Annotated in this window: 3 protein-coding genes and 1 pseudogene; 2 read left to right on the top strand and 2 right to left on the bottom strand. The window is 75.5% G+C overall.

The window, feature by feature from the left end; all coding sequences use genetic code 11:
* Nucleotides 1-191 precede the first annotated feature (191 nt).
* Nucleotides 192-473 carry a hypothetical protein gene (locus tag ACIQI7_RS35855; RefSeq protein ID WP_401118235.1) on the top strand — a complete coding sequence of 94 codons (282 nt, stop codon included), beginning with the start codon at nt 192-194 and terminating at the stop codon, nt 471-473.
* A 9-nt stretch (nt 474-482) separates the two neighbouring features.
* Nucleotides 483-794 carry a hypothetical protein gene (locus ACIQI7_RS35850; RefSeq protein WP_401118232.1) on the top strand — a complete coding sequence of 104 codons (312 nt, stop codon included), beginning with the start codon at nt 483-485 and terminating at the stop codon, nt 792-794.
* A gap of 150 nt (nt 795-944) precedes the next feature.
* On the opposite strand, the gene ACIQI7_RS35845 is transcribed toward ACIQI7_RS35850, so the two are convergent.
* A complete protein-coding gene (locus tag ACIQI7_RS35845) occupies nt 945-1,679 on the bottom strand; it encodes a sirohydrochlorin chelatase (protein ID WP_401118229.1) in 735 nt (244 codons plus the stop codon).
* Nucleotides 1,680-1,689: 10 nt separating this feature from the next.
* Nucleotides 1,690-1,854 (bottom strand): annotated as a pseudogene (locus ACIQI7_RS35840) (ABC transporter permease); the annotation flags it as partial.

The following is a 1,854-nucleotide window of genomic DNA, read 5'->3' as shown; positions in this document are numbered from 1 at the left end:
GGGGGGGGGGGGGGGGGGGGGGCGGGGCGGGGGCCCCCCCCCCCCCCCCCCCCCGGGCCCCCCCCGGGGCGCCCCCCCCCCCCCCCGGGGGGGGGGCGGCCCCCCCCCCCCCCGCCCCGTCGGCACTTCCGTGCGCCGTCACCTGCCCGAGTGAAGGTGACTGGGTCGGCGCATTGCGTTTGCAACACGCTGTGTCTCGTGCAAGTGAGATCTACTGGAACGAGCGGTCCGAGGAGCACATCGCCAGGCACGGCGTGGATCCGGAGGAGGTCGAGGACGTCGTCCTCACCCGCCCGCACTGGTTCTCGGGTGGCCGCGCCGGCACCATGCTCTGCTACGGCGTGACGCGGTCCGGTCGTCACCTGTTGGTGGTGCTGGCGGATAGCACCACGGTGCCTTCGGCGTGGTACTGCGCGACTGCGCGTGACATGACGGTTGCCGAAAGGCGCCTGTTCTCCAAGCGGACGAGTTGAAGGTGGCAGATGACTGACAACGGTGCGGAGCTCGAAGCGATCGCCGAGTACTACGAGACGCACGAGCTCACCGAGGACGAGGTCATGAGCGCCGAACCCGGTGAGCCGGTCCCGGCGGAGTCGGTGATGATCACCACCTCGCTGCGACTGCCCAAGCCGGTGATGGACGAGGTCAGGCGGCGCGCGCGGGAGCGGGGACTGAGGCCGACGGCCATCATGCGGGAATGGATCGAGGCCGCCATCGCCGACCTGGACGAACCGGTGCCGCTCAGTGTGATCACCGCCGCGGTGGCCGAGTACCAGCACCGCAAGGCGTCCTGACGGATCGGATGGTTGGTGCCGTACGGGACGAGGCGCGGCTTCGTGCCGCCCTGGCCGGACGGCACTTCGCCGGGGGCCGGAACCGGGTGGCGGTCGGGCGCGCCGTGTGGATCCGCACCGAACCGGGAGGGAGGGCCGTGAGGTCCCCGTTCAGGCGGTGAGGGCCGGGCGGGCGGAGGTGGAGCGGGCCTCGTCGTAGCGCTCCAGGAGCAGGGCCGCCAGTTCGGGGGCGGGCCCGAGGACGGCGGCCAGCACGTCCGCGCCCGACTCCTCGGCGGCCGCCGCGATGCGGTCCGGGAGGAGGCCCGGGGCGAGCAGGTAGGGGGCGACGGCCGTGCGGGTGGCGCCCGCGGCGCGCAGGGCGGCGAGGGCGTCGGGGACGCGGGGGCCCGCGGCGGAGGCGTAGGCGACCTCCACGGCGGCCCAGCCGCGGGTGCGCCGCCACTCGGCGGCCACCGCGCGGGTCGCGGCGTCGGCCGCGGGGTCGGAGGAGCCCGCCGCGGCGAGCACCACGCCGGTACGGGCGCGGACGGCGGCGGAGGAGACGTCCAGACCGGCCCCGGCGAGGCGGCGGTCCAGGGCGGCGAGCAGCAGCGGCGAGGGCCCGAGCACGTCCGCGACCGGCAGCCGGGAACCGGCGGCGCGCAGGGCGGCGGGGATGTCGTGCTTGGCGTGGAACGCCCGGTTGAGCAGCAGCGGCACCGCCACCGCGTCCGCCAGCCGTCCGACCACCTGCGGGATCCGCGGCGCGCAGTGGTCCAGGTAGGCGGTGGCGACCTCGGTGCCGGGCCGCTGCGCCCGCACCTCCTCGACGAGCGCGGCCACCGTCGCGGCGTGGCGCGGGTCGCGGCTGCCGTGGGCGATGAGGAGGAGGGCGGGCGTCATCGGCGGTGCCTCACTTGGTGGTGGCCAGCAGGCCGCGGTTGCGCAGCACCCGGCGCTCGACGGGGGTGAACACCAGCAGCTCGATGGCGATGCCGACGAAGAGGATGAGGATGATGCCGAGCAGGACGCCGGACATGTCGGAGAACTCGCGCTGGTCCTCCAGGAACCGGCCCAG

It is taken from the genome of Kitasatospora sp. NPDC092039, from assembly GCF_044756065.1.
Classification (GTDB): domain Bacteria; phylum Actinomycetota; class Actinomycetes; order Streptomycetales; family Streptomycetaceae; genus Kitasatospora.
This window is presented reverse-complemented; position numbering and strand designations above follow the sequence as displayed.

Bases quoted from the DNA above. Each gene is read 5' to 3' on its own strand.
- ACIQI7_RS35850 (WP_401118232.1), top strand. From the start codon at position 483: ATGACTGACAACGGTGCGGAGCTCGAAGCGATCGCCGAGTACTACGAG.
- ACIQI7_RS35845 (WP_401118229.1), bottom strand. From the start codon at position 1,679: ATGACGCCCGCCCTCCTCCTCATCGCCCACGGCAGCCGCGACCCGCGC.